The sequence below is a fragment of the Microbacterium sp. H1-D42 genome (assembly GCF_022637555.1).
GTDB lineage: Bacteria > Actinomycetota > Actinomycetes > Actinomycetales > Microbacteriaceae > Microbacterium.
Genome location: NZ_CP093342.1, coordinates 232,732 through 257,786, shown reverse-complemented (window position 1 = coordinate 257,786; position 25,055 = coordinate 232,732). Strand labels below are relative to the sequence as shown.

At 67.2% G+C, this 25,055-nt stretch carries 20 protein-coding genes; 7 read left to right on the top strand and 13 right to left on the bottom strand.

The window, feature by feature from the left end; genetic code table 11:
• Nucleotides 1-2: 2 nt before the first annotated feature.
• The 3 genes from MNR00_RS01210 to MNR00_RS01200 all read right to left on the bottom strand — a co-directional run bounded on the left by MNR00_RS01210 (nucleotide 3) and on the right by MNR00_RS01200 (nucleotide 5,224).
• On the bottom strand, nucleotides 3-2,570 hold the full coding sequence (locus MNR00_RS01210) for a GH116 family glycosyl-hydrolase (RefSeq protein ID WP_241927351.1): 2,568 nt from the start codon (nucleotides 2,568-2,570) through the stop codon (nucleotides 3-5).
• Nucleotides 2,567-4,069: an FGGY family carbohydrate kinase gene (locus MNR00_RS01205; protein WP_241927350.1), complete on the bottom strand. Its 1,503-nt coding sequence runs from the start codon at nucleotides 4,067-4,069 to the stop codon at nucleotides 2,567-2,569. Before MNR00_RS01205 ends, MNR00_RS01210 begins: the two co-directional genes overlap by 4 nt.
• 177 nt (nucleotides 4,070-4,246) lie before the next feature.
• A complete protein-coding gene (locus MNR00_RS01200; RefSeq protein WP_241927349.1) occupies nucleotides 4,247-5,224 on the bottom strand; it encodes a LacI family DNA-binding transcriptional regulator in 978 nt (325 codons plus the stop codon).
• 117 nt (nucleotides 5,225-5,341) lie between these two features.
• Here MNR00_RS01200 and MNR00_RS01195 point away from each other — a divergent pair, with 117 nt between their 5' ends.
• The 5 genes from MNR00_RS01195 to MNR00_RS01175 are packed head-to-tail and all read left to right on the top strand — an operon-like array spanning nucleotide 5,342 to nucleotide 11,505.
• Nucleotides 5,342-6,463: a glycoside hydrolase family 172 protein gene (locus MNR00_RS01195; RefSeq protein ID WP_241927348.1), complete on the top strand. Its 1,122-nt coding sequence runs from the start codon at nucleotides 5,342-5,344 to the stop codon at nucleotides 6,461-6,463.
• A gap of 15 nt (nucleotides 6,464-6,478) precedes the next feature.
• A complete protein-coding gene (locus tag MNR00_RS01190) occupies nucleotides 6,479-7,228 on the top strand; it encodes an SDR family oxidoreductase (protein WP_241927347.1) in 750 nt (249 codons plus the stop codon).
• A 1-nt stretch (nucleotide 7,229) separates the two neighbouring features.
• Nucleotides 7,230-8,342, top strand: coding sequence for a DUF4185 domain-containing protein (locus tag MNR00_RS01185; RefSeq protein WP_241927346.1), 1,113 nt, complete (start codon nucleotides 7,230-7,232; stop codon nucleotides 8,340-8,342).
• Entirely contained in the window at nucleotides 8,335-9,930 is a 1,596-nt protein-coding gene (locus MNR00_RS01180) for a DUF4185 domain-containing protein (protein ID WP_241927345.1), read from the top strand. The genes MNR00_RS01185 and MNR00_RS01180 overlap by 8 nt, the downstream gene beginning before the upstream one ends.
• A gap of 39 nt (nucleotides 9,931-9,969) precedes the next feature.
• Complete coding sequence (locus MNR00_RS01175; protein WP_241927344.1) at nucleotides 9,970-11,505, top strand: DUF4185 domain-containing protein; 1,536 nt, start codon at nucleotides 9,970-9,972, stop codon at nucleotides 11,503-11,505.
• Here MNR00_RS01175 and MNR00_RS01170 read toward each other — a convergent pair.
• The 7 genes from MNR00_RS01170 to MNR00_RS01140 form a co-directional block, all read right to left on the bottom strand.
• On the bottom strand, nucleotides 11,485-13,302 hold the full coding sequence (locus MNR00_RS01170) for an ABC transporter ATP-binding protein (RefSeq protein WP_241927343.1): 1,818 nt from the start codon (nucleotides 13,300-13,302) through the stop codon (nucleotides 11,485-11,487). The two genes, MNR00_RS01175 and MNR00_RS01170, sit on opposite strands and share 21 nt — an antisense overlap.
• Nucleotides 13,299-15,056, bottom strand: a complete 1,758-nt coding sequence (locus MNR00_RS01165; protein ID WP_241927342.1) for an ABC transporter ATP-binding protein — start codon at nucleotides 15,054-15,056, stop codon at nucleotides 13,299-13,301. Before MNR00_RS01165 ends, MNR00_RS01170 begins: the two co-directional genes overlap by 4 nt.
• Nucleotides 15,057-15,213: 157 nt before the next feature.
• On the bottom strand, nucleotides 15,214-15,849 hold the full coding sequence (locus MNR00_RS01160; protein ID WP_241927341.1) for an AAA family ATPase: 636 nt from the start codon (nucleotides 15,847-15,849) through the stop codon (nucleotides 15,214-15,216).
• Between the two features lie 23 nt (nucleotides 15,850-15,872).
• On the bottom strand, nucleotides 15,873-16,772 hold the full coding sequence (locus tag MNR00_RS01155; RefSeq protein ID WP_241927340.1) for a carbohydrate ABC transporter permease: 900 nt from the start codon (nucleotides 16,770-16,772) through the stop codon (nucleotides 15,873-15,875).
• A complete protein-coding gene (locus MNR00_RS01150; RefSeq protein ID WP_241927339.1) occupies nucleotides 16,772-17,698 on the bottom strand; it encodes a sugar ABC transporter permease in 927 nt (308 codons plus the stop codon). Before MNR00_RS01150 ends, MNR00_RS01155 begins: the two co-directional genes overlap by 1 nt.
• Nucleotides 17,699-17,769: 71 nt before the next feature.
• Nucleotides 17,770-19,143, bottom strand: coding sequence for an extracellular solute-binding protein (locus MNR00_RS01145; protein WP_241927338.1), 1,374 nt, complete (start codon nucleotides 19,141-19,143; stop codon nucleotides 17,770-17,772).
• Between the two features lie 150 nt (nucleotides 19,144-19,293).
• Nucleotides 19,294-20,436 carry a DUF4185 domain-containing protein gene (locus MNR00_RS01140; protein WP_241927337.1) on the bottom strand — a complete coding sequence of 381 codons (1,143 nt, stop codon included), beginning with the start codon at nucleotides 20,434-20,436 and terminating at the stop codon, nucleotides 19,294-19,296.
• Between the two features lie 77 nt (nucleotides 20,437-20,513).
• On the opposite strand from MNR00_RS01140, the gene MNR00_RS01135 reads away from it, so the two are divergent.
• Both MNR00_RS01135 and mgtE read left to right on the top strand, forming a co-directional pair.
• Entirely contained in the window at nucleotides 20,514-21,482 is a 969-nt protein-coding gene (locus tag MNR00_RS01135; protein WP_241927336.1) for a hypothetical protein, read from the top strand.
• Between the two features lie 180 nt (nucleotides 21,483-21,662).
• Nucleotides 21,663-23,021, top strand: a complete 1,359-nt coding sequence (mgtE, locus tag MNR00_RS01130; RefSeq protein ID WP_241927335.1) for a magnesium transporter — start codon at nucleotides 21,663-21,665, stop codon at nucleotides 23,019-23,021.
• A gap of 106 nt (nucleotides 23,022-23,127) precedes the next feature.
• Here mgtE and MNR00_RS01125 read toward each other — a convergent pair whose 3' ends face one another.
• From MNR00_RS01125 to MNR00_RS01115, 3 genes are all read right to left on the bottom strand, one after another.
• Nucleotides 23,128-23,547, bottom strand: coding sequence for a hypothetical protein (locus tag MNR00_RS01125; RefSeq protein WP_241927334.1), 420 nt, complete (start codon nucleotides 23,545-23,547; stop codon nucleotides 23,128-23,130).
• Between the two features lie 72 nt (nucleotides 23,548-23,619).
• Nucleotides 23,620-24,063 carry a MerR family transcriptional regulator gene (locus MNR00_RS01120; protein ID WP_241927333.1) on the bottom strand — a complete coding sequence of 148 codons (444 nt, stop codon included), beginning with the start codon at nucleotides 24,061-24,063 and terminating at the stop codon, nucleotides 23,620-23,622.
• Between the two features lie 2 nt (nucleotides 24,064-24,065).
• Nucleotides 24,066-25,049, bottom strand: coding sequence for a DnaJ C-terminal domain-containing protein (locus MNR00_RS01115; protein ID WP_241927332.1), 984 nt, complete (start codon nucleotides 25,047-25,049; stop codon nucleotides 24,066-24,068).
• Between the last annotated feature and the right edge of the window lie 6 nt (nucleotides 25,050-25,055).

Here is a 25,055-nt window from a genome sequence, read left to right as displayed (position 1 = left end):
GTTCAGGGAAGGCTGACGGTGTGAGTGCCGCCGGCAGAGAGTCGGATGCTGCGGCCGACGACCTCGCCGCGCAGCACCAGCTGCGCGAGGTCGAGATCACCGCCGTCGAGGTGCAGGGTGATCGAGGCGGGCCGGATGTCGACGCGACCCCAGCCGGTGCCGGTCGTGAAGAGGAAGCGCTGGGCGCCATCGGCGTCCACCGGGTCGAACGCGAGTGTGCGGCTGACACCGTCCCACTGCGCGCCGCTGGCGGCGATGAGCAGCGCCCACGACGCGAGCGAGCGCGCATAGTGGTTGCCGCACTCGATCTCGTTCCACGGATTGCGGTGCTCGCCGTCGTATCGTGCCCGCAGGCTGCGTTCGATCGTCAGCGCCTCGTCGGGCATGCCCGCGAAGAGCAGCGTCGCCGCGACCTGGTGTTCGATGCCGGTCCAGACCTCGTCGGCGTAGACGAAAGGCAGCGCGGGCCGGCCGCCGTTCGGCCAGGAAGCCAGCAGCAGGCCCCCCTCGTCGTTCAGCGCGTAGACGCGCTGCGTGCTCTCATGTGCGCGCAGGTCGTCGCGGTGGTTGTGGCGCACGATCGCACCCAGCGCCGAGCGCACGTGCTCCTCTGGCAGCAGGTAGCCGAGGCCGCCGAGGAAGGCGTGGAACTGGCCGAGCAGCTGGTCCGAGAGGACGCCATCGCCGTACTGGTACCGGTGTGCGTCGACGTCGTCGATCAGCTGCCGGTAGAACTCGCCGTTCCACAGCATCCGCTCCATCGCGTCTGCCGCTTCGTCGGCACGCGCCGACCAGCGCTGCGCGCGATCGGCCTCGCCGAGGTGCTCGGCCATGCGGGCTCCGGCGCGCAGCGCCGCCAGCTGGAAGCCGTTCGCGAGCGGGTCGATCCCGTGGAACTCGATGTCGTAGGTGTTGTGCAGCTCGCCGTCGAGCAGTCCGTCGCCGTCCCGATCCCACTCGCGGATCGCGTACTCCAGACTGCGGGCGGCGGCGGGCCACAGCTCGCGCAGGAAGTCATCGTCGCCCGAGAAGCGCCACTCGCGGTGCAGCCGCAGGAAGGTGCCGAGCTGCCCGTCGACCGCGGGGCCGATGAACCAGCGCGGAGCGCCCCAGATGCGGTTACCGCGGAACTTCTGCGCGCCGGCCTCGTCGGTCTCGAGCAGGAACTCTGCGCGACGCGCGCTGCGCTCGAGGCTCGGGAACAGCCAGGCCACCGTCTGCGCGTACGACCAGACGTGCGTGCACGTGCCCTCGCAGGACCCGCCGTGATCGAACGATCCCTCCCAGGCCGCGAAGACCGGGCCCTCGCCGAGTTCGGGCGTGGGCGATTCGAGCACGAAGCAGGTGGTCGAGCGGACCGCAGCCACGTTCGCCCCGATCGCATCGGCGAGCACCGGGTCGAGCGTGCCGCCGTAGAGGGCCTCGACGAAGGCATCCGACGCCGCTTCCAGCGCCGGCAGCTCACGGTGCAGGTGCGCGCCCGCCGCCCACGCGTCTGCCCACAGCGTGGCGTAGTGATTGCGCACGATCGGATCGAGCTCATCGCGCAGGTCGGGCGTTCCGTCCTCCAGAGCGTCATCGAACACGATGTGCCCGTGCCAGCCGCGCCGACGGTTCGGGAAGCTCCACGACAGCACGAATTCGAAGTCGCGCGCCTCTCCGGGGGCGAGGGTGTGCACGATGCCGAGCGAGCCGGTGCGCACGCGGGGCAGCTTCGCCATCATCTGCTCTTCGGTGAGCACGGCACCCGCGTCGGCGTCGCGCTCGGCGAACAGACCACGCGGCTTGTCCTCGAGCGTCAGCCGCGGCTCGGCGGACAGAAGGCCGTCTGCGGTGAGGTCGTCCCAGAACAGGCGTCCGCCGTCAGGCCAGTAGCTGGTCACCCACTGCGGCTTGACCGTCGTCGACGCATCCGTCGTGGTGAGGCTCATGGTGCCGTAGCCCGGATCGTCGTGCGGCAGATCGATGTCGAAGTCGAGACCTCGGATGCCCTCGTCCTCACGCCAGCGCACGGACTGCGTCCCGCGCATGCCCCACGGTGCGTCAGGGCCGGGGGTGCCTCGTCCGGCGGTGTGGCTCATGCTGCCGACGACGGTGACGGTCACCGCGGTGGCGCCGGGGTTGGTGACCCGGTACCGCAGCACCGCGGCCGGAATGCCGGAGGCGTCAGGGTCCAGCGGCACGAGTGGGGTGAACGCGCGAAGCGAGACCTCGACGGGGAGGGCGCTGTCGGTGAAGTCGATCTCGGCGATCGGGTACTCGCCGTGCAGCTCTGCGGCATCGAGTCTGGGCAGGCCGGCAAGGTCGTCGAAGCTGTACCCGGCATCCAGGTCATGGCGACCGGTGTGGCGGGCCTCGAGCACGCGGGTGACGGCCTCGCCGCCTTCGGGCGCAGCGTGGATGGCGAAGAACGAGCGCGGGTTGGTGCGCCCCTTGTCCGGAAGGTTCTCGAACTCCCAGTCGCGCAGTTCACCCCGCGCTCCCAGTGAGACGTTGCCGGTGCCGATGCCGCCGAGCGGGAAGGCGGCACGCTGGGCGGTGTGCGGGATCGGGCGGGTGCGCCGCGTCATGATCGCTCCTTGCGCTGCGTGTCGGCGAGTTCGTGCACGACGTCGCGCGTGCCGTCGTAGAGCCGCAGGTAGCGGTCGAAGAGGGCGTCGTAGACGGGCTTCGCGGCCGGATCGGGCGTGATGGTGTCGGCGACGGGGTTCCAGTCGCCGATCTGCGGCCGCACAGCACCGGATGCGCTGTCGGCGACGGCGGATGCTGCCAGGAAGGCCGCTCCGTAGCTGGCGCCGATCGTGGTGGCCGGCACCTCTTGGACGAGGCCGGTGGCATCCGACACGATCTGCAGCCAGAGCCGCCCCTGCGTGCCGCCGCCGACGGCGACGATGCGGCGGATGTCGGCGCCGGCCGCCCGCATGGTCTCGACGTTGTGGCGCACGCCGAGCGCTGTGGCCTCGAGGGCTGCCCGGTAGAGGTCTCCGCGCCCGTGGCTCAGTGTGAGCCCGGCGATGACGCCGCGGGCATCCGGGTCCTGGATCGGGGTGCGCTCCCCCGCGAAGTACGGCAGCATGACGAGTCCGCGCGCGCCGGGGCCGGACTCGGCCGCTTCGGCGAGCAGCTGCGGGTAGTCGGCGTCGGTCAGGTCCTTGAGCCACGCGGTCAGCGCCCCTGAGGTCGACAGCCCACCGGCGAGGTTGCGGGTGCCGGCGAAGGCTCCGGCAGTGGTCCACATCGAGGGGGTGCGCAGCGTCTGCTCGCCGGTCGCGATCAGGAACATCGTGGTGCCGTACATCAGCATGAGGTCGCCCACTTCGTGCGCGCCGACACTGACCGCCTCCGACCATGCGTCGATGGTGCCGGTGATGACGGGCGTGCCCTCGGGGATGCCGGTGAGGTCGGATGCTGCCTGCGTGACCGCTCCAGCGATATTGCCGGCCCAGGTCAGCTGCGGCTGGGCGATGGGGGCCGCATAGCGCTGCCACCACGGGTCGTGCCAGTGCTCGTTCTCGATGTCGTACAGCGGCGAGGTCTGGCTGGCCGACTGGTGGTCGAGCACGTACGCCCCCGTGAGCTTGCGTGCCAGCCAGGATGCGGGCATGAACAGGCGCTTCGCTCGGGCCCAGGCGTCCGGCTCCTCGTCCGCGACCCAGGCGATCTTCGCGCCGGCGGCCTGCGAGGTGAGGGTGGAGCCGCCGATGCGGGTGATCTCGTCCTCGCCGAGCTCGTCGGTGAGGCAGGCGATCTGCTCGGTGGCTCGGGTGTCGACCCCGTAGAGAATGGCGGGGCGCACGGGCTCGTCGTCGTCGTCTGCGAGCAGGACGCACGGGCCCATGCCGCTCACGCCGACGGCAGTGATCTCAGCATCCGACACCGCGGCAGACAGCTCACGCGTGATCGCGACGAACTCGTCCCACCAGATGTGCGCGTCCATCTCGACCCACCCCGTGTGGGGTCGGTCGACGGCGTGTGCGCGCGTCGCCGAAGCGAGGATCGACCCGTCTTCGGCGACGAGCACGCCCTTGCTGCTCGACGTTCCGATATCCACCCCAAGGGTGCAGCGCATGTCGTCCTCCTTGATATGACAAGCTGCACCCAGCGTACGCGAAATCGATTTCATGTTGCAAGGCTCTCGCGCAGCGCACACAACGTCCACGCAGAGCTGGGCGCCCAGCGAGGCACAGGACGCGAAGTCGATGCGCTCGCCGAAAGGGCGCCTGACTCTGCGAGCCGGATCGGCGGCTCAGGGCCGCGCTGACGCCGCCTGCAGTTCGTTGCGCAGCACGATCGTGCGCGCCGGCTGCTCATCGCCGCGGATGCGCTCAAGCAGCATCCGCGCTGCCGTCACACCCATGTGCCGCGCGGGTAGCCGCACGACCGTCACCGCGCTCGGCGACAGCGTGGTGAACGGCAGTCCGCCGATCACGGCGACGCCGATCTTCGGCGGGGTCAGTGCGTGCTCGGTGAGCACCTGGATCGCGCCGACTCCGATGAGGTTGTTGCCGGCCACCACGGCATCGGGCGGTTCGGGCAGGGCCAGCAGCTCTTCCATGGCCTCTCGACCGCCATCGACGCGGAACGACGAGAACCGCAACAGCTCCAGCGGCGCATCCGCACCTGCAGCGCGGTGCGCGAGCCGCCACCCCTCGGCGCGATCGGACGAGGTCTCGATATGCTCCGGCCCGCCGATGTAGGCGACACGGCGGTACGTCTGCAGAAGATGCTCGGTCGCGAGGCGCCCGGCATCACGGTTCGCCATCACGACCCCGTCGACATCGTGGCCGACCCCGCGGTCGACGGCCACCACGGGGCGGCCTGTGGCGAGGATCTCGTCGAGATCCGTGGAGTCGGATGCTGCCGCAAGGATGATCCCGGACATGTTCTCGGCGATCGCGATCCGCAGATACGTCAGCTCCTTGTCGAGCTGGGCGTCGGAATTGCACAGCACCACCGAGTAGCCGGCCTCGCTCGCGACGTCCTCCACACCGCGGGCCATCTCGGTGAAGTAGGGGTTCTCGATGTCGGGGATGATCAGCGCGATCACCTCGGAGCTCTGCCGGCGCAGGGTGCGGGCGGCGCGGTTCGGGGTGAAGTTCAGCTGCTCGGCGGCGGCGCGCACCGCCGCGCTCTTGGTGGCCGACACCCCCACGCCGTTGAACACGCGCGACACGGTCGCCGGAGAGACTCCTGCGAGCTCTGCTACGTCGTAGATCGTGGCCACATATCCCCCTGCACCTCTGCGCTTTACAACAGTATCCCCTTGAAATCGATTGCAACAGGGGCGGCGAATCGATACTGTGGCGGAACACCCACAAGCCCGACACGAGGAAGTGCCTGCATGTCCGATCTCAATTCCATCTCCGCGCTGCGGAAGGTGCAGACGCGCTCGATCTCTCCCGAGAACTTCGACGGGGCGGTCGGTGGCGGGGCGCGCGCCACCGAAGGTACCGGAGCAGACTGCGCTCGCGATCTCGGCCCAGGGTGGAAGATCTCACCCAGCGTCGACATCAAGGCCGGTGAGACGTTCGAGCTGGCATCCATCGCCGGCGCAGGCAAGATCACGCACATCTGGATCACGACGCACACCGACAACTGGCGCACGCTGATCCTGCGCGCGTACTGGGACGGTGCGGAGGAGCCCGCCGTCGAAGTGCCGTACGGTGACTTCTTCTGCAACGGCTGGGGCGTGTTCGCACAGGTGAACTCGCAGGCGATCGCGGCCAACCCGCACGGCGGCTTCAACTCGTACTGGCCGATGCCGTTCCGCGACGGCGCCCGCATGACGATCGAGAACACCTCCGTCGTCGACGTGCGGGTGTACTACCAGATCACCTACGAGACCGGCGGTGACCACTCGAACGACGGCTACTTCCACGCGCAGTGGCGGCGGTCGAACCCGCTCGAGGACCGCACCCCGCACGTGCTCCTGGAGGGCATCGAGGGCGAAGGGCAGTACGTCGGCACCTACATCGCGTGGGGTGTGAACTCCAATGGCTGGTGGGGAGAGGGCGAGATCAAGTTCTACCTCGATGACGACACCGACTACCCGACCATTGCCGGCACCGGCACCGAAGACTACTTCGGCGGCGCGTGGAACTTCGACATCCCTGGCAAGGGCTACACCGAGTTCTCCACGCCGTACCTCGGGATGCCCCAGGTGATCCGCCCCGACGGGCTCTACGTCTCACAGCAGCGGTTCGGCATGTACCGCTGGCATCTGCAGGACCCGATCCACTTCGCCACCGGCATTCCGAAGGTCGACATCCAGGCGCTCGGCTGGCGCAGCGGCTGGCGCTACCTGCCCCTGCGCGACGACATCGCATCGACCGCGATGTTCTATCTCGACCGGCCGACTGCCCGTCGCCCGAAGTCGCCGAGTGCCGATGACCTGGAGGTTCACTTAGGTACCGCCCCAGTGCCTGACATCGGCGCAACGCCCCCGCGGGCACCGCAGAGCTGACGACAGGACGCATACATGTCCGAGACTGCGAATTATCCCGATCTGCGCGCGAAGCTCGTCGTCGTCACCGGCGGCGGGCGCGGCATCGGCCTGGCGACCGTGCGGCGGTTCCTCGCACAGGGCGCGCAGGTCGTCGTGCTCGATCTCGCGATGACCGCTGCCCTCGACGACGTCGAGTTCGTGAAGGTGGATGTGACGGATGCTGCCGCGGTGACATCCGTCGCCGATGACCTCGTAGCGCGCAGGGGTGCTCCCGACATCGTGCTCAACGCGGCTGGGATCGTCCGCTCGGCGAGCGCGGAGGACATGACCGTCACAGACTGGCAGCGGGTCGTCGACATCGACCTGTCCGGCACCTTCTACGTCTGCCAGGCGTTCGGGCGCCACATGCTCGATGCCGGCCACGGCGCGATCGTGAACATCGCATCGATGAGCGGCAGCATCAGCAACTTCCCCCAGAAGCAGTCCAGCTACAACGCCGCGAAGGCGGGCGTCGTGCACCTCACGAAGACGCTCGCCGGCGAATGGGCCTCTCGTGGAGTGCGCGTGAACTCGGTGTCGCCTGGCTACATCGGCACCGATCTCACGGCTCAGGTGCTGGCCGATGACCCGGCGCTCGGCGAGACATGGCGCGAGCGCACGCCGATGGGCCGCCTCGGCACGCCCGACGAGGTGGCATCGGTGATCCTGTTCCTCGCCTCGGACGCATCCAGCTTCATGACCGGGTCGGATGTGCTCGCCGATGGCGGGTACACGGTCTGGTGAGATGAGCGCGCTCAGAGCGAAGGGCGTCGGAGCAGCGATCGCTGCGGCGGGTCTGCTTCTCACGGCAGGCTGCGCAGCGGCGGATGCCGGCCCGCTGACGGCATCCGTCGCCGACGCCCCGACGGCGATCGGCGTCTCCGACGGAGACCTCTGGCCGAACTGCTGGTCGGGCGATGACGCGCTCTACTCCGCGAACGGCGACGGGGCGGGGTTCGGCAGCGTCACCAGCGACATCGTCATGAACCGGATCACCGGGTCGCCGGCATCCGATGATCTCGCCGGCGCCGGTCTCGCGACCGGCGACGCACTCGGTCAGGTCTGGAGCAGCGACGAGGGCGTCACCCGAAAGCCCACCGGCATGCTGTGCATCGAAGACACGCTGTACCTGGCGGTGCAGGATCTCGCGGCCGATTTCAATGCCGCGCCGAACGCGACGATCGCGCGCAGCGACGACCACGGTGAGACCTGGTCATGGGATCAGAAGGCGCCGATGTTCGCCGACGGGGTCTTCACCACAGTCTGGTTCGCCGACTACGGCAAGGACGCGGAGCACCGCCCGGACAAGGACTACGTCTACGCCTACGGCCTTGATGGCAACTGGCGCGACTCGTTCACCGACGTCGTACCCGATCCGACTGAGCTGTTCCTGGCCAGGGTCCCGGTCGCCGCCGTGCAGGACGGCTCGAAGTGGGAGTTCTACGCCGGGGAACCGGGTGCCGCCGACGCGATCTGGACCCGCGACGTGGCGAAGAAGCAGCCCGTGCTCGTCGACGAGCGCCGCAGTGCGTACGACATGAGCGTGATCTCGCAGGGCGGGGTGACGTACCTGCCTGGGCGCGATCGCTACCTGTACACCTCGTGGACCGAGTACACGTTCGAGTTCTACGAGGCGCCGCAGCCGTGGGGACCGTGGACCCCGATCCTGTCAGAGGACTTCGGCGAGTACCCGTGGCAGGCCGACCGCATCGGCGGCTACGCGACCACGGTTCCGTCGAAGTTCGTCTCGGGCGACGAGACCACGATGTGGCTGCAGTCCAACGTGTGCCCCTGCGCCCCCGCCGGCATCACGTCCTACTGGTTCGGGCTGCGCGAGATGAGCCTTGCCGATGAATGAACGCCACCCGATCATCGATGGGGCGCCGGTGAATCCGGCATCCGCTCCCCTGCGACTGCGAATCGCGCACGTCGACCAGGCGAACACTGTGCTCACGGCCAGCGACGGAGACCTGTGGCCATCGGCCTGGGCATCCGACGGCGCGCTGTACGCCGCCGCCGGGGACGGCACCGGCTTCGCGCGGCACGGCTGGAGCGACATCCTGGTGAACCGGATCGATGGGACGCCGCAGACCGGACTCACCGGAGAGCGCCTCGCCGACGGCGACGCGGTCGCCCCGATCTGGGATCCAGCGCGATTCAACCGCAAGCCGACCGGCATGGTGTGCGTGAACCTCGACGGGCGCGACGTGCTCTTTCTCGCGGTGCAGGATCTGCGCTGCGGAGACTCCCCCGACACGTTCAACGAGGCGCCCACGGCGACGATCGTCCGCAGTGATGACCTCGGCCGCACCTGGACCTGGCCGGATGAGCCGATGTTCCACGATCACGTCTTCACGACGGTGATGTTCCTCGACCTCGGCCAGGCGAACGGCGGATCCGAGTACGTCTACGCCTACGGCATCGACGGCAACTGGCGCACCTCGTTCTCGAAGCGGGTGCCGGATCCGACCGAGCTGTTCCTCGGGCGGGTGCGCGCGGATCGGGTGCAGGACATCGGCGCATGGGAGTTCTACGCCGACGCGTCTGACGAGGGCCCGACCTGGTCCTCTGCGATCGCCGACAAGCAGCCGGTTCTCGTCGACGAGCGGCGCTTCTACCCGACACCCGCGTTCGGCATGACGGCGCACGACTTCACCTGCATCGCGCAGGGGTCCGTGATCTGGAACCCCGGCCTCGGCCGCTACCTGTATTCGACATGGAGTGAGTACACCTTCGAGTTCTTCGAGGCGCCGACACCCTGGGGGCCGTGGCGACTGCTGCACAGTCACGACTTCGGGCACTTCCCCTGGCACGGCCCACGCTCACCGCTCGCCAAGCATGGCGGCTACGCCCCGACGATGCCGTCGAAGTACCTCTCGGCTGACGGCACCGAGATGTGGCTGCAGAGCAACTGGTTCGTGCCGGCGTCGTCCCGCGGCGGCCGCGCGTACTGCTTCGGCCTGCGTCGCGTGGTGTTCGACCCGGGATCGGATGCTGTCGCCGAGGCGTCCGGCAACCTCGCCCTCGACGGCGCGACGCCACTGGTGTCACGCGTGCGCGAGGGGCAGGAAGTCGTGCTGAACGACGGCGATCGCACGATCGCCGAGGACTCGGCGTTCGGCCCCGGCAGCGGCGACGACGTCTGGGGCTACGAGTGGGCGTCGCCGCGCGCCATGTCGAGACTGATCTACGTCCCCGGTGGGCAGGACTCACTTGGCGGGTGGTTCGCCTCCGCCCCTCGCGTCGAGGTGCGGATCGATGGCGAGTGGATGCCGGTGACATCGCTCACCGTCACCCCGGCCTACCCGACCGACTTCACCGCCCTGGAGTTCGACGAGTACGTCTTCGATTTCACCCGGGTCATCGCCGACGGCATCCGCCTGACCGGCGAACCCGGCGGCCCCATGAGGTTCACCTCGATCGCCGAGCTGGAGGTCTGGGGCTGACCACCCGTCGCCACCCGGCGACCCGAGAAAGGAAAGGCAATGACGCCCCTGAATCGAATCGCGGCAGGCGCCGCAGTCGCATCCCTCGCCATCGTCGCGTTCGCTGCGACCACGTCACCGCCACCGGCGGAGGCGACCACCGCTCGCACGCCGGCAACCGTCGTCGAGAAGCTCACGGGCCCCGACGCTCCCAACAACACCTGGGGACGGTGGGACATCAAGTCCACCGACCTCGGCATCATGTGGGACGACGGATCGGGACACGTGCTCACCGCCTTCGGTGACACCTTCGGCAACTCGTGGACGGGCCCTGGCGGCGGCGCCCCGCCCAACGGCAACTGGCGCAGCAACGTGCTGGTGCGCTCCAGCGACACGGATCTCGCCGACGGCATGCTCTTCGACTGGGCGGCGCAGGCCCCTCAGGGGGTCGCGAAGGAGATCATCCCTTCGAAGAAGATCAACGGCGACGAGATGACCGTCATCCCCACCGCAGGAATCGCGGTCGGCGATCGGCAGTACCTCGGATTCATGTCCGTCAGGCAGTGGGGTCCCCCCGGCATGTGGGACACCAATCACGCCGGCATCGCCTACTCGGACGACGGCGGCGAGAACTGGACGGTCTCCGACACCCGTTGGGACAATCCCGACGGCGATGACCCGTTCCAGATGCAGGCGTATGTGAAGGATGGCGGCACGATCTACGTGTTCGGCACCCAGAACGGGCGCAACGGCCCAGCATCGGTGGCCAAGGTTCCCGCGAAGAAGCTGCTGGACAAGTCGGCGTACCGGTATTGGGACGGCAGGAAGTGGAGCAAGGATGAGGCCGATGCCGTGCCCGTCATCGACGCCCCGATCAGCGAGCTCTCGGTGCAGTACGACAAGCACAGCAAGCGCTTCCTGCTGATGACGCTGTCCGGTGAGGACATCGTCATGTACACCGCCAAGAATCCTGAGGGTCCATGGACGGCGCCGCAGACCGTGGCCAGCTCCACTGACTACCCCGCGCTGTACGGCGGGTACTTCCACCCGTGGAACAAGGACGGCGAGATCTACTTCGCGATGTCGCAGTGGAACCCGTACAACGTGTACCTGATGCACCTCCGCATCGACAAGCAGGGCGACATCGTCGATCCGAACCTCATCACGGATGCCAGCTTCGAGCGTTCCACCACGCTGGGCGATGGCACGAACGGTTCATGGGGAGCGAAGCCGAACTCGGGCATCGACAACTCGCCGGCGGCGGGCTTCACCGGCGATCGCCGTGCCTTCGTGCGCAACAACACCGGCTGGCGGGACATCTGGCAGGATGTGGCCGTCGAACCGGACACCACCTACCGGGTCACCGGGTTCCTGCGCACCTCGGTGAACAGCGACAACGGCTACTTCGGCGCCCGTACGCTGGACGGCACTGTGCTCGGTGAGGCGCACTTCGTCTCGGTCGGCGCGTGGACCCGCTTCACCGTCGAGTTCGACAGCGGTGATCGGGATGCGGTGCAGGTGTTCGGCGGAGTCTGGACCAACAGCGGCGACATCTGGATGCAGCTGGATGATGTCTCACTGACCCGGGTGCCCTGACCAAAGGTGATGGGGTCCTGCTGTCCTGCGGGACCCCATCACTGCTTCTGATGTCCCCTCATCGCTCCAGCGGTCCCACAGGTCGGCATACGGACCACCGGCCAGCACCAGCTCCTCGTGCGTGCCGAGTTCGACGATCCGACCGTCCTCGACCACAGCGATCCGATCGGCGTCGTACGCCGTGTAGAGCCGGTGCGCGATCGCGATCACCGTGCGACCTTCCACCGTCGCCCCGAGTGCCGCCTCCAGACTGCGAGCGATCCCCGGATCCATCGCCGACGTCGCTTCGTCGAGGATGATCGTGTGCGGGTCTGCGATCAGGACTCGCGCGAGGGCGAGCTGCTGCTCCTGGGCGCCGGTGAGCACATGCCCTCCTGAGCCGACCAGCGTGTCCCAGTCGTCGGGAAGCTCGCCGATCCACTCGCTCGCGCCGATCTTGGCCAGAGCCGCCCGCACATCCTGTTCGCGCGCGTCGGTGCGTCCGAGGCGGATGTTCTCCAGCACGGTCGCGGCGAAGATGTGGCTCTCCTGCGACACCAGCAGGACGTGGCCCCTGCGGTGCGTGACGGGGATCGCGGCAGCATCCACTCCTCCGATCGTCACGCGACCTGCCGTCGGCTGATCCACCCCCGCGAGCAGTCGCGCCAGAGTCGACTTCCCCGCGCCGGACGGGCCGACGATCGCGAGGCGCTCACCGGGAACGATCCTCAGCGAGACATCGTGCACGACCTCTCGCCCGACCACATACGCGAAGCTGGCACCGCGCAGCTCGACCTCGGTGGACACCGGCGACGCGGCCTGCTTGCGGGAGCGATCCACCGCTTCCTCCACCCCGAGAATCCGCGCGAATGAGACGAAGCTGCGCTGGAGCTCATCGGTCCAGTCGATCAGCGACTCCAATGGCGCGACCAGGGCCGCCGCGTACAGAGTCACCGTCACGACGGTGCCGATGCTGACCTCCCCGCGCACGACCAGCCACCCGCCCCACGCCAATGAGCAGAACACCGGGATCGCGAACGCGAGATTCGACCAGGGCAGCATGATCTGGCGCAGCCGGATTCGACCGACTGCCGCAACCCAGTGTCCCGAGATCGCTGCGGCAAGCGACAGCTGACGCGGCTCACGCAGGCTGAGAGCCTCGACCGTGCGGGCGCCGTTGGCGGTCTCGTCCAATGACGCGAACGTCGGGCCGTAGCTGTCGCCCAGCCGCTGGTACACGGCGGGCGCGCGCTTGATGTACCAGCGCATCATGATGACGAGCAGCGGAACGGCGAGGAGCAGCACCGGCGCGATGAGCAGTGACGTCGCCGCGGCGGCGATGACCGTGAGCACGACCGTCAGCGCCGAGATGAGCGTTCCTGGCAGCACCCATCGCACCGTCTCGGAGACCGAATTGATGTCCTGCGTGGTGCGGGTGACGAGTTCTCCTGTTCCTGTCGTCTCGACAATGCTCATCGGCACGGCGAGCGCATCGGTGAGGAATGCGAGCCTCAGTCGGGCGAACACATCTTCTCCGAGAGTCCACGCGCTGCGCGCCGCGGCGAGCACGAACAGACTCTGCGCCACGACGCCGGCGAGCATGATCCCGCCGAACACCGCAACCTCGCCGACGCCCGCACCGGCGCGGAGTCGGTCGATGAGCACACCCACCAGTCGGGGCGGGATCAGTCCTGTCGCGGCGGCCGCCGCATTCAGCAGGATCACGAGAATGAACCGTGGGCGATCCCGTCGCCAGATCACACGCAGTTCTGCCCGCACCCGTGCCGAGCTCGCGCGGGGCAGTCCCGTGCCAGTCATGCCGCACCTCCAGCCCTCAACACCACACGGCGATAGTCAGGATCCCCGCGAACCAGTTCTTCATGACTGCCCTCGGCGAGCACTTCGGCCCCCTCGATCACGACGACGCGATCCGCGCCGCCGAGCAGGAGCGGACTGGTCGTGACGACGATCGTGGTCCGACCGGATCGATAGGCGCGTATGCCTGTCGCCATGCGGTCCTCTGTGGCCGAGTCCACCGCCGAAGTCGGATCGTGCAGCAGCAGGATCGCCGCTTCGGACAGCATCGCTCGCGCCACCCCAAGTCGCTGTCGCTGTCCGCCCGAGAACTCGACTCCGCGTTCTCCGACCTGCACGTCCAATCCCTCGACCAGAGGTGCCAGGATGTCGGACGCGTCGACCGCTGCCACCACCTGCAGGATCTCCTGATCGGAATGTCGCCGCCATGGATCGAGCAGTTCGCGCAGCGTGCCGCTGAACAGGAACGGCACAGGGTCAGACGCCACGATCCGCTCGCGCACTTCGGTCAGGGGCAGCGTCGACAGCATCCGTCCGTCGAGCAGCACCGAGTCGGTGGTGTCAGCGACAAGTCTCGCGAGCCGGTCGACCAGCGCCCGCGCATCCTGCGAGTCCCGTGCGACGACCGCCAACAGTTCGCCCTGGCGCACCTCGAGTCCGGTCCGCGAGTCGTACAGCACAGGCGAGGCGCCGCCGATGGTCGGGGGCGTCGGCTCACCTTCGGTGTCTCGGGTGTCTCGGGCGTCGGCGCTGGCGTCGGGCCACAGCGGCTCGACATCGAGCATCTCGACGATTGCTCGTGCCGCGATCATTCCTCTGACGACCACTCGGATCACCTGGTTGAACAGGGTGACCGGCAGCACCATGAAGCCGGCGTACCCATAGAACGCGACCAGCTCGCCGACCCTCAACTCCCCACGGGCCACCATCGCGGCGCCGATCCAGGTCAGACCGACGACGAGCACCCCCGAGATGAACACTCCCAGCGCGTCCGCGAGTGAGACAGGACCGGCGACCGTCTTCTGCGCGTCACGCGCACGGTCCGAGTGCGCACGGAACCGTTCGAGGAACCAGGTCTCGCCGCCGATGCCTCGGATGACGCGCAGTCCGCGCACGCTGTCGGCCGCGACGGCATTCATCTCTCGCGTCGCGTCGCGCGCCAGGCTCTGCCGCGACCGCAGAACTCGCACCAGGAAGACCTGCAGCATCGAGAACGTCGGCACTGCGACGATGACGAGCAAGCCCAACAGCACGGAGTCGCGCAGCAGCAGCACGGACACCGTGATGAATGAGGCGAGCGCCGATATCAGCGTGCCGACGTTGATGGGCACGAACCCGAACCACCAGGCATCGTTGGTGGCCATCGTGACGACCGATCCGGATCCGAGCTTGCTGTTCGCTGCGACGGTGATGCGTGTGGCCGTATGTGCGATCATCTGATTGACCCGCGACACCGCGCGCTCGTAATTGATGGATCCGGCGCGGTCTCGCAGCCCCTGGATCAGTGAGTGCTGCAGTTGCAGCAGCACCACGACGCCCAGCCATCGCGCGAAGGCGCCGTAGTCGCCGGCCACGAGCCCCTCGTCGACAGCGCGGCCTATCGCCCACGGCGTGAGCGCCAGGCCGAGCAGCCAGATGATGTCGCAGACGGTGCCCTGCAGCACGGTCGTCCATTGACTGCGTACGATCCACAGCAGGAATCCGGCCGGGGTGATTCCCGCGGGCGGCTCGATGTACTTCTCGGGGATGGGGCGCATGCGCCCGGCTCCTCTCGCATGGTGAACAAGCTGGTCGGGCCGGCCGCGTCGGTGCGGCACCGGCTGTCGAGGTGCATCGCCTGGCGGTGCACCTCGGTCGAATGGTCAGCTCACATGCGCATGTCGAAACCCTACTGCTCAGAGGAAGAAATCGATATCACTTCTTCGGTTTCCCTCGAAGTCGGATGCCAGGGCCCTGGCCGTTCTGGACACCTCTCGCCCATTCCTCGACCTCAGCCGCGACCTGCTCGGCCGTCAGGTCATCGGTCGCGATGACCGTGACCGGCCACCTGGTGACCCAATCTGAGTCGTCGGGCGTCAGGGTCATCCAGCGATCCCATGCCATCGGCGTCGGCGTCTCGACACGGATCACCTCGGGTGCGTGCTGCGGGTTTCGCGCATGCTCGTGGAACCAGGTGCCGAAGCGCAGGTGGTGCACCAGCGAGTCGGCCGGCTCACCTCGGCCGAGCAGCCGGGCTTCCTGCGAGGTGGGCGAGGCGTGCAGCACGCAGATCGCGATGCCGTCGAGCTGGTCGGCCGACGGCGCCGCGAGCAGCTCTCCCGGCGGCGCCTGGCCGAACAGCATCACATCGCTGCCCTCGTCCTGTGCGGCGAGCGCGAACTGCACCCAGCGCTCGATCGCATCATGTCTCCAGGCGGTGTCCGCCCCTTCCGGCACGCCGATCGAATCGAATTCGACGCAGATCATCGGCCGCCCGAAGTCCACCTTCCGCAGCGCCCCGAGTGCGGTGGACTTACCCACCCCACTCGCTCCGGTGACTGACAGCAGCATTGGGTTCCTTTTCGATGGGGGCTCTACTTCAGCCCTGCCATTTTGATGTTGCCGATGATCTGGCGCTGGAAGATGAGGAACAGGATGATGACTGGCGCTGCGGCCAGCAGCGATCCGGCCATCAGCAGGCCGAGCTCGGTGCTGCGCTCCGAGCGGAACGTCGCCAGGTACTGCTGCACGACGAAGCGCTCTGGCGTGGTGATCGTCATGATCGGCCAGACGTACGAGTTCCAGTAGCCGAGGAATGCCGTGATGCCCATCACGACGAACGGCGGCTTTGACAGCGGCAGGAAGATGCGGACGAAGATGCCGAACCGCCCGCATCCGTCGAGCATTGCCGCCTCCTCCAGGCTTGCGGGGATGTTCAGGTAGAACTGCCGGATGAAGAAGACCATGCCAGCGCTGGCAGCACCCGGGATGACGAGCACGGCGAGCGTGTCGAGCATCGACAGCCGCGTGACCACGATGAAGCTGGTCAGCAGGATGGTCATGCCAGGGATGAACATGGTCGTGATGACGATGACCCACATGGTGCGCTTGAAGCGGAAGTCGAGCCGAGCGAACGCGTAGGCGGCGAGCGAGTTGACCGCGAGTGCGAGAACCGTGAACAGGAGGGCGCCGAGGAACGTCCAGACCATGGTCCGTGAGAAAGTCGGGTCCGCGAGGATCTGCGTGTAGTTCTCCCAGCGCCAGACCTCGGGGAAGAACTGGAACGGGGTCTGGATGACCTCGGTCTTGGACTTGAATCCGGCGATCACCATCCAGGCGAGCGGGAACAGGGCGGCGACGATGAAGACGATGCCGACGAGCAGCTTGCCGACGAACGTCAGCCACCCACCGGTGGTGCGGGGCATCCTCGTTCGAGGCGCGGGCTCCTTGCCCGCGAGGACGATCCGGGTGGTCTCACCCTGCATGACGGCCATCAGTCGACCAGCCTCTCGGAGTTGACGAACTTGAACACGAGGGCCGAGACGGTGCCGAGCACCACGAACAGCAGCAGTGCAGCGGCGATCGAGTAGCCGACGTTCATGTCGTTGCGGAAGTGGTTGAAGATGAAGAGGTTCGGGAGGGTCGTCGAGTCGAGCGGCCCACCACCGGTCATGACGAGCGGAAGCTCGAACTGCTGGATCGCCGCGACGAAGCCGGTCACCAGCAGATAGAGGAACACGTTCTTCATCTGCGGAATCGTGATGTAGAAGGTCTTCTGCCACCAGCCGGCGCCCTCCATCGCCGCCGCCTCGTAGTACTCGACGGGGATGTCGACCATGGCGGCGACCATGATCAATGACGTCAGGCCCATGCCCAGCCAGATCGCCGGGATCGCGATCGCCAGCAGCGCCCACTTGGGATCGCCGATCCAGGCGATCGGCTCCACGCCGAAGACGCCGAGGAACGCGTTGAGCAGTCCGCCGGAGTAGTCGTAGATGAGCACGAAGATGATCGAGGCGATGACCGCCGAGATGATCGTCGGGATGTAGATGCTGACCTTGAGGATGCTGGCGAAACGGCGCGAAACGGCAACCACCAGGCTGGAGAACAGGAAGGCCAGGATGAGCATCGGCGGAACCGTCATCAGCACGAACATGAAGCCGCGGCCGATCGTGGCGATGAACAGCGGATCGCTCAGCACATCGGTGAAGTTCTTCCAGCCGACGAACTCAGGATCCTTGTAGAAGCTCCAGTCCTGAAAGGACAGGTAGCCCGCGTACACGGCCGGCCAGATCACGAAGATGCCGAGCAGGATGACCACCGGCGCCAGCATCAGGAAGGCGAGCTTGGTGTCCCGGTAGCGATATCTGTCGTGCCGTTGGCGTGCGTCGTGTCGCGCACTCTTCTCGACGGTGGTCATGTGCGTTCCTGTCGTGTGGGTGCAGGGGAATGCCGGGGATCAGAATGCTGCTGATCCCCGGCATCCGATGATCAGTTCTTCGGTGCCTTCTCAGGCAGCGAATCCCGGTCGATGACCGTCTGGATCGCCTTCTCGGCCGTGGCGATGGCGGCATCCGGCGTCGCGGCGCCCTTCATCACAGACTCCATCGCCGTGCCGACTGCGAGGGAGACATCCCACGGGTACGTCGGCTCGGGGATCGCGGTCGGGATGATGTCGTTGACGACGATGTCCGACCACGGCGCGTCTGCGGCGGCCTCATCCTTCGCGACGGCGTCCTGCACATCGGTGCGCACTGGCACCTTCGTGAACTGCGTGCCGACGAAGAACGGCACCAGCAGGTCAGGGTCGCCAGCCAGCGCCCAGGTCAGGAACTCTGCGGCCGCCTCGGCGTTCTTCGTCTTGGCGTCGATCACCCAGCGGAAGTTGCCGAGCGTCGTGGCACCGCGTCCGTCGGCGTTCTTGGAGTTGACGAACGCACCCACCCCGGTGTTCTGCAGCATGTCGGGGAAGTCAGAGCCGATCTCCGACATCATCCACGAGCCCGAGACCTTGAACGCGACCTTCTGCTCGCCGAAGTCCTTGCCGGCGACGTAGGGTGCCAGCGCCTGCTTGGCCATGTAGCCGTTGTCCCACAGCGCCTTGTACTGCGACATCAGGTCGCGGTAGCCGTCGTTGTCGATGTTCGGGGCCGTCCAGTCGTCAGTGAGCGCCGTGTGGCCGGCGAAGTTCCACTGCTGGCCGACACTCGACCAGGCGAAGGTGGGTGCGTCGGCGGCGGGAGAGATGCAGTACTGCCCCTTGGCAAGCGTCGGCTGGATCTTCGCGCACGCGGCCAGCAGGTCCTCCCAGGTCTCCGGGCCCTTCGCGCTGTCGACCCCGGCCTTGTCCAGCATGGCCTTGTTCCAGAACAGCACCGTCTGCGGCTCGAGCAGCAGCGGATAGGCGTAATACGTGCCATCGATCTGCGAGATCGGCTGCGCCTGCTCGATGATCTCGTCGAGCTTGTCCTGCGGCACGATGTCAGTCAGCGAGTGCAGCTGCTTCGCGTTGACCGCATCGGTGATGCTCGCAGAGAACGTGTAGACGTCAGGGGCCTTGCCTGCTGCCTGCGCTGCCTTCATCTTCTGGTCCCACGCGTCACCGGGAACCTCAGTGTCGACGACTTTGATCTTGTCCTGTGACGCATTGAACTTCTTGACGATGTCCTTGTACCACTCGTTCTCCACAGGCGTGAAGTTGCGGTGCCAGAACTGCACCGTGGTGACGCCGTCGGCGCTGCCGCCGCCGTCATCCGCACCCTCGCCGGGTGTGCTGGATCCGCAGCCGGCCAGAAGGCCTACCGCTGTGATCGCGCCGAGAGCGGACAGCAGGATCCGCCTCTTGCTCGATGTGGTGATTGCCATGGGTTCCTCCTCAGGAACACGAATCGTCGTCGAATCGGGGCTGTGTTGCCGGCTGACGCCGGCGCCAGGGTCGAGCGGACAGGTCGCCGTCGACCGCTTGATCGCCACGTTAGACGAAATCGATTTCAAGCACAAGAGAACCGTCCGAGATCACGGCCGTTCCAGTTCTGCCGAGAACCAGAACACGTTGTAGGGATCCCAGAGCGACAGCGTGAAGTAGATCGTCCTGCCGTCGTCCGAGGTGTAGCGCGGATTGAGGTACGGCGAATAGAGACCTGGGTAGTCCGACCGCGAGATGAGCTCGATGGGATCACCCCACGGCCCCCACGGGGTGATGCCTTCGCGGATGTACGCGTTGCCGGCATCGGAGTACGTCATGACCCACCGATCCAGGTACTCGGAGTGCATCACCGAGAGCTCACCGATCGTGCCGTCGACGATGGTCGTCGCGTCGGCCATCTCGTGACTCCAGTGCGGCTTCTCGCCCGTCGCCCCCGTGAAGTACTCGTATGCACCCTGCGACTCCACCGACTCCTCGTCGGCCGGCACGCGCATGAGCTGCACACCCCCGAAACGACCGGCCGGTATCGACCAGAAGTAGATGTAGTCGACCCCTGATTCCCGGACGTTCGCCGTCCCCACCTGGATGAAGTTCGACTCGCCGGGCCACTGCACGCCATCGACCGGATGCCAGCTCTCGCCCCCGTCCGTCGACTTCACCAGGGCCGCGAAGTTGGCATCCCACGCCCCGGGCTCTCCCCAGTGCTTGACTGACATGTACGACACGTAGAGGGTCTCGGCGATGGCGAATCCGTAGGTCGGGATCTTGGTGACTTCGCCGCCGATCTCGTTGGAGTCATGGTCTCCCTCGATGATCGGCGCAGCCAATCCGATGTCGTCCTCGAGCCACCCATCGAAGGAGATGCCATCGGTCGGATCGTCGTCGTTCGACCAGGCCATCACGTTGGATCGCCAGAAGTCGCCCTGGCCGCCGATCGCATCCGGCGCGCGTTCGCCGAACGTGTCGCCGAAGAGGAAGAAGGTCCGCTCGCCGAGATTCACCATCGAGCCCAGATCGGTGCCGGCGACCCCCACCGATGCGGTGTCGTTCATGGCATCCGGCCCCGTCAGCTGCGCGATCTCAGTGACTCCTGAGACGCCCTTGAGAACGAAGGGCCGGTTCGGGTCGGTGTTGATGCTCACCGCACCTCCTGGCGAGCAGCCGGCGAACATGACGACCGAAGCCACCGCGGCGGCACCGGCGAGAATGCGAACGAGAGCAGCGCGACGCATGATCCTCCTTGACTCTGGCCTCACTCTACTGAAATCGATACCATCAAGAAATCGATTTCAACATGAAGGAGACGGAAATGACTGGGGAAGAGCGTTTCGCCACCGCCGCTCGGGCCGCGACCGACGGACGCTGGCTGAGGCCGACCGTCAGATCGAATGCTGAGCCGCGGTGGGGTCATGCCGATGGCCTGCAGGTCGGAATCCATCCGATTCCTGGGCCGCGCGGTCTGCTGAGGATCTTCACGTCCTACCTCGACCATCCACGTGAGCGGCTGGTCAACTTCATCGCCGTCGAGCCGGTCCCGGTGGGCAGCGATGTGCGCGGGTACTCAGAACTCGAGGAGAGTGCACTGGATCCCGGCGAGCGCGGCAAGCGGTTCTGGTCGGGCGATCGGGCAGACGATGTGCTCGTCCCAGCGGACCCGCTGGCTCCGGCGAGAGGGATGCTCGAGGTGATCGACGGCGTCGAGCACCTCACCGTCTGGATCGGCGTCGAGCGGTTCGACAACGGCGCTGATGTGCGCGTACGCGTGCGATTCCGGGCCGATCGTCCACACGAGGTGGAAGTGGCGGGATTCGCGAACGAGACGTCCGTACCCCTACAGAACCTGATCCTCACCGCGACGATGGGCAACTGGGCGCGCCTGCGCGTGCTCGAGCTCGCAGATGGCACCGCATCGCCGCGTGGACTGTGGCCGGAGTTCTCGGGCACCGGATTCTCGAGGCATGCTCGCTTCGACCTGTCCCGGTTGCGTCGCGAAGGCGACGTCGCCGTGGTCAGTGCGATCGGAGACGAAGAGGACCCGTGGTCCGCGACGTACGCCGATGACATGGCAGAGCACTGGCGGTTCCTCGGACGACGGGCCCGTCAGACGTGGCGTATCGAAGACCCGCACCCTGATCTTGAGGTGCTGGTCAACGCTCGGTGGTCGTACTGGGCGAGCGCCTCGGAGATCCCCGGCGGCCCAGCCTACGAGAATTTCGAGATCGTCGAGCCGTTCCGCCAGGGCGCCGCCTTCCGGTTCGCCGTCGACCCGCTCGGATGAGGGCACTCAGCCGCCCCGGGGTAGGGTGGCACGAGTAGCCCCGAGCCCCCAGGAAGTGAGGTGGTATCTCATGTCCAGTGACAGTCACAGTCGCAGACCCGTCTTTCCCACCCCTTCCGCACCGCTCGGCTGAGTCGCTCCGCTCTCCGCTGTCGGCGGTGCCTTCCCGTAAGGCATGCCATGACTCCGAAGCAGCTGCAGCACATCTCCGACATCGCCGAGGCGATCGAGCAGTCCATCGACCGCGGTGATCTCGCGGCAGCATCCACCGCCCTCACACCGATGCCGGTCCCAGACATCGTCGAACTGCTCGGGCGGCTCCGCATCGCGAACGGCGCGATCGTCTATCGTCTGCTGGCGAAGACGCGTGCGCTGGAGGTGTTCGAGGCGCTCACGCCTGGCATGCAGAGCGACCTGATCCAGGCGCTGCAGGATGCCGAGGTCACCCGCCTGTTCGCCGAGATGGATCCGGATGACCGGGTCTGGCTGCTCGACGAGCTGCCGGCGTCCGTCGCACCTCGACTGCTGCGCGGGCTCTCACAGCGCGAACGCGACCTGACAGCATCCGTCCTCGGGTATCCGGAGAACGCGATCGGGCGCCGGATGAGCCCCGAGGTGATCCTCACGCACCCGCAGCTGACCGTCGGCGAGACGATGCGGCGCGTGCGCGCAGACCTCGACCACGCCGAGACGATCTACACGCTTCCGGTCACCGACTCCGGCCGCCGCGTCGTCGGCGTCGTCAGCCTGCGCGACCTGCTCGCAGCCGAGGACGACAGCATCATCGCCGACATCATGCGCGATGCGCATGTCGCGATTGCGGAGGAGGATGCTGAGACCGCCGCCCGCCGCACCACCGACCTCGGACTGCTCGCCCTGCCCATCGTCGACAGCGAGGAGCGCCTGGTGGGCGTGCTGACCATCGACGACGCCGCACGCATCCTGAAGCAGGAGGAGAGTGAGGATGCTGCCCGCCAGGGCGGCGTCGAGCCGCTGCGCCGCTCCTACCTGTCCACGCCCATCCGGCGCCTGGTGCGCTCGCGGGTGGTCTGGCTGCTGGTGCTCGCGGTCGGTGCGACGCTCACGGTGCAGGTGCTCGACACCTTCGAGGCGACGCTGGCGCACATGACCGTGCTGGCACTGTTCGTGCCGCTGCTGATCGGCACCGGCGGCAACACCGGCAATCAGGCCGCGACGACCGTGACCCGCTCACTCGCTCTGGGCGAGGTGACGCCTCGGGATCTCGGCAAGGTGCTCTCCCGGGAGATCAGGGTCGGCATGAGCCTTGGCCTGCTGCTGGGGATCCTCGGGTTCTCCCTGACCGGACTCATCTACGACTGGCACATCGGCCTGGTCATCGGGCTGACTCTGCTCGCAGTGTGCACGGTGGCAGCATCCATCGGCGGCATCATGCCGCTCGCCGCCCGCGCGATCAAGGTCGACCCCGCCGTGTTCTCGAACCCCTTCATCACGACGTTCGTCGACGCGACAGGCCTGATCATCTACTTCCTGATCGCGAAGGCCGTGCTCGGCATCTGACCCCTCCATCCGCGCTCACTACCGCCCGCGAGAAACCACTTCCCGCACGAAAACCCAGCTCCTGCGTGATCTCTCATGCAGGAGCTGGTTTCTCAATAGGGTCAGATCACGAGCAGAGCTTGTTCATGGCCTGACCGGCGTCGGTGACCTTTGTGGTGGCATCCGACATCGCGGTCATCGCGTCCGAGGAGTTCTCGGGGTCTTCGGCGATGATGCCGATCGCGCTGGTGAGGTCGCCATACGCAGACACGAAGTCGTCGAACGCGGGCTTGACCTCTGCGTTCGTGATCTTGCCGCCGAGCTCTTCGAACTGCTTCTGTACGTCGCCGAGCGCGTCGACAGCTGCCTTCGGGTCGGATGCGGCCGAGCCCATGGCCTCCTGGGCGCTGCTGGTGATCGCGGCGCCCTCATCCGAGATGATCTTGCAGGCGTCGGCGACGGACTGCCCGCCGGCAGAGCAGCCGGTGAGGCCGATGCCGATGGCGAGTGCGGTGATGAACAGGACGGACTTCGGCGCAGTGCGCATATGGGGTTTCCTCCGGTTGAGCAGGAGGCATCCCGTCGCCCCCCGACCCGGCAAGCCTAGGGCACGAGTGCGTCAGTTCTCGTCGGGCGCGGCGTCGTCAGATGCACGGGAGCGCGGATGCCAGAGCACGACCTCCGTCGAGCGCCGGATCCGCCGGCCAGAGCCGACAGTGACGACCTGACCGGTCGACCCGGCGGCGAACACGCGCATGCCGGGGCGGGTCTCGCGCTCGGCGCGCAGCGCACCCTCGAGTTCCAGAACGCGCCGCCGCAGCATCCGCACCTCGTCCTCCAGATCGAGCAGGCGGGCGATGGCCGGCAGGCTCATCCCCTCACTCGAGAGCTGGGCGACCTCGCGGAGCTGCTCGATGTCGCGCATCGAGTACCGCCGCGAGCCGCCGCGGGTGCGGCCGGGCACCACCAGTCCGATGCGGTCGTACTGCCGCAGCGTCTGGGGGTGCATGCCGGCCAGCTCCGCGGCGACCGCGATCGCGAAGACGGGCACGTCAGCATCCATGACTAGGCCTTCGCCTTCGCCATCATCTCGGCCCGCGGGTTCTCCTTGGGCTCGGCTGCCGCGAAGGCCTCGAGAGCCGCACGAGCAGCATCGTCGAGGTGCGACGGCACCGCCACCTGCAGCTCGGCGAGAAGATCGCCGGTGCCCTTGGTCGACTTGATGCCACGGCCCTTCACCCTCAGCACGCGCCCGGAGGGCGTGCCGGGGGCGACCCGCAGCTTCACGACGTCGCCGCTGAGCGTCGGCACCTCGATGGTGGCACCCAGCGTCGCCTCGGTGAACGTCACCGGCACCGTCAGGCGCAGGTTCAGTCCATCGCGAGTGAACACCGGATGCGGGCGGACCTTCACCTGCAACACGATGTCACCTGGTTCGCCACCGTCCGGCGAGGGACGGCCGCGACCGCGCAGACGGATCTTCTGCCCGTCCTTGACGCCCGCCGGCACCTTGACCTTGAACGGCTTGCCGTCGGCAGACTGCAGGCTGACAGTGTCTCCCTGCGCCGCCGTGACGAAGTCGAGCGTGGTGGTCGCCGTGACGTCGGCGCCCTTCTGCGGGCCGCCGAATCCGCGGTAGCCACCGGTCGGCTGGCCGAATCGACCGGAGCCGAACGACCCGCCGCCGCCCTGCGAGAACATCGAGAAGATGTCATCGAAGTCGGCCTGCTGGCCGCCGCCCTGACCGAATCGGCTGAAGACGTCCTCGAAGCCGCCGGATGCCCCGGAACCTGGCGCCGTGAAGCGGGCGCCTGACCCCATCGCGCGGATCTCGTCGTACTCACGACGCTGCTCGGCGTCGCTGAGCACGCTGTACGCCTCGCTGATCTCCTTGAACTTCGCCTCGGCCTTGGCATCACCCTGATTGGAGTCGGGGTGGTACTTGCGCGCGAGCTTGCGATACGTCTTCTTGAGGTCGGCGTCGGAGACGTCCTTGGTGACGCCGAGCGTCTTGTAGAAGTCCTTGTCGAACCAATCCTGGCTTGCCATTGATCA